Origin of the sequence: Streptomyces sp. (assembly GCF_035563135.1) — a bacterium.
Taxonomy (GTDB): domain Bacteria; phylum Actinomycetota; class Actinomycetes; order Streptomycetales; family Streptomycetaceae; genus Streptomyces.
In genome coordinates this window covers 1-2,450 of the sequence record NZ_DATMVN010000334.1, presented here as the reverse complement: position 1 = coordinate 2,450, position 2,450 = coordinate 1, and the positions used below count along the sequence as shown (strand labels likewise).

The window sequence follows — 2,450 nt, the reverse complement described above, 5'->3', positions numbered from 1 at the left end:
ACCGGGATGCACGTCGGGTGGATCTGCGTGTAGCAGGGGTTGGCGAACAGCGCGCCCCGCTTGTGCGCCCGCCAGGCGGCGGTGACGTTGGAGCCCTTGGCGTTCGTGGACAGGTAGAAGACGTTGCTGTACCCGCCCGAGGCCAGGACGACGGCGTCGGCGTAGTGCGTGGAGATCTCGCCGCTGATCAGGTCCCGGACGACGATCCCGCGCGCCTTGCCGTCGACCACGATGAGGTCGAGCATCTCGGTGCGCGGGTGCGTCTCGACGTTGCCGAGGCCGATCTGCCGCTCGAGGGCCTGGTAGGCGCCGTAGAGCAACTGCTGGCCCGTCTGCCCGCGGGCGTAGAAGGTGCGGGACACCTGCGCGCCACCGAAGGACCGGTTGTCCAGCAGCCCGCCGTACTCACGGGCGAACGGCACGCCCTGGGCGACGCACTGGTCGATGATGTTCGCGCTGACCTCGGCCAGCCGGTAGACGTTGTCCTCGCGGGACCGGAAGTCGCCGCCCTTGACCGTGTCGTAGAACAGTCGGTGCACGCTGTCGCCGTCGTTGCGGTAGTTCTTGGCGGCGTTGATCCCACCCTGCGCGGCGACGCTGTGCGCGCGGCGCGGGCTGTCCTGGAACCAGAAGTTCTTGACCCGGTAGCCGGCCTCGGCCAGCGTCGCGGCGGCCGATCCGCCGGCCAGTCCGGTGCCGACGACGATCACCGACAGGCGGCGGCGGTTGGCCGGGTTGACCAGCTTCGCGCGGAACTTGCGCTCGCCCCACCGCTGGTCGATCGGGACGTCGCGCGGGGCTTTGGTGTCGGCGATCGGCTCGCCGACGGAGAAGAGCTCGAGAGGCATGGCGTGATTGGTCCCGTCAGTCGATCAGGCCGAAGGCGATGGACAGCGGCACGAGCAGGAAGCCCACGGTGATCACACCGGCGACGGCGTAGGCGATCCCGTTGACCGCGCGCTCGCGGCGCTTGTTGGTCTGCCCGAGCGTCTGCGTGGCGGCGAAGATGCCGTGCCGGAGGTGCAGCCCCAGCAGGACCAGTGCGAGCACGTAGAACAGCGTGATCGGGATGTTCTGGAAGCTGGCGACCAGTCGGTCGTAGGGCGTGGCGTCGGAGCCGGCCGGGTTCACCGCGCCGAAGGTGAGGTCGAGGATGTGCCAGATGATGAACAGCAGGATGATGACGCCGCCCCAGCGGACGGTGCGTGAGGCAAAGCTCTGCTGCACCCGCTTCTTGGTCACGTAGGGCACCGGGCGGGCGCGGCGCGCCTGGCGCCACAGCGAGATCGCCGCCCAGAAGTGCGCCACCACGGACGCGAGCAGCACCAACCGGATGATCCAGAGGAGCGTCTCCTCGGGCACGGCCGGCTCACCGATCGTGCGGATCCAGTGGGAGTACTCGTTGAACTCCTCGGCACCCTGGAATGCGTGCAGGTTGCCGATCATGTGAGCGATCAAGTAGAGGATCATGATGATCCCGCTGACCGCCATCACTGCCTTCTTGACGACCGAGTTGCTGAACTTCCCGGTCTTGGGGGCCTTTCGGGGGCCCGTATGCGTCGTCACTGTCGCCACAGGCCAACGGTATGCCCACTGTCCGGGTGACACCCAGGTAGGGCCACCGTGACACGGCTCATGTAAGGGCACCCTCACCAGGCCGAACGGGCCCCGAGGTCCCTCTTGCGAGCCCCAACGGGGGTCCCCGGGCAGGGGTTCCCGACCCGGGCAGACAGCCGGCCGTCCGGTGGAGGAAGATCGTGCACGACCCGGTCGAGTGCTCCGAGAGGACCGGGCGGAGAGGACAGGGACGTGCCTGGACCCACCCGCGGTTTCCTCGGCCGCCGCCGCACGGCCAGCGATCCGCGGCTGCCACCCGGCCAGTACGACGTCGGCGGCGACTGGCCGGTGCTGACCGCCGAGCCCACGCCGCGGATCACCCCGGAGACCTGGAGCATCACCGTCGACGGCGAGGTGGAGAACCCGACCACGTGGAGCTGGGACCAGGCGCACGCGCTGCCCGGTGCCGAGTACCGCGGCGACATCCACTGCGTGACCACCTGGTCGAAGTTCGACACGCACTTCGGCGGCATCAGCGTCGACTCGCTGCTGGAGGTGGCCCGCCCGACCGCGGAGGGCCGCTTCGTGGTGGCCACGTCCAAGACCGGCTACACGACCAACCTGCCGATCGAGGACGTCACCGGGGGGAAGGCGTGGCTGGTCTGGGAGTTCGACGGCAGGCCGCTGCCGATCGAGCACGGCGGCCCGGTCCGGATGCTGGTGCCCCACCTGTACTTCTGGAAGAGCGCCAAGTGGATCAGCCGGATCACCGTGGTCGAGCGCGACCAGCCCGGCTTCTGGGAGCAGAACGGCTACCACGACCGGGGCGACCCGTGGAAGCAGCAGCGGTACCAGGGTGACTGATGAAGGACCCCGCTCTCCGCATCCCTCGC

3 protein-coding genes are annotated in these 2,450 nt (G+C 69.1%); 1 reads left to right on the top strand and 2 read right to left on the bottom strand.

The window, feature by feature from the left end:
* Together VN520_RS14585 and VN520_RS14580 are read right to left on the bottom strand one after the other, a co-directional pair.
* Positions 1-848 (bottom strand): FAD-binding protein (locus VN520_RS14585; protein WP_325747332.1); only part of this gene is annotated, 848 nt, incomplete at its 3' end.
* Positions 849-864: 16 nt separating this feature from the next.
* The gene (locus VN520_RS14580; protein ID WP_325747331.1) at positions 865-1,575 is read right to left on the bottom strand and encodes a succinate dehydrogenase cytochrome b subunit; all 711 of its coding nucleotides are present in this window, start codon (positions 1,573-1,575) and stop codon (positions 865-867) included.
* 234 nt (positions 1,576-1,809) lie between these two features.
* Here VN520_RS14580 and VN520_RS14575 point away from each other — a divergent pair, with 234 nt between their 5' ends.
* Positions 1,810-2,421 (top strand): sulfite oxidase-like oxidoreductase, encoded by a 612-nt coding sequence (locus tag VN520_RS14575; RefSeq protein WP_325747330.1) that lies wholly within the window; start codon positions 1,810-1,812, stop codon positions 2,419-2,421.
* The last annotated feature ends 29 nt before the right edge of the window (positions 2,422-2,450 follow it).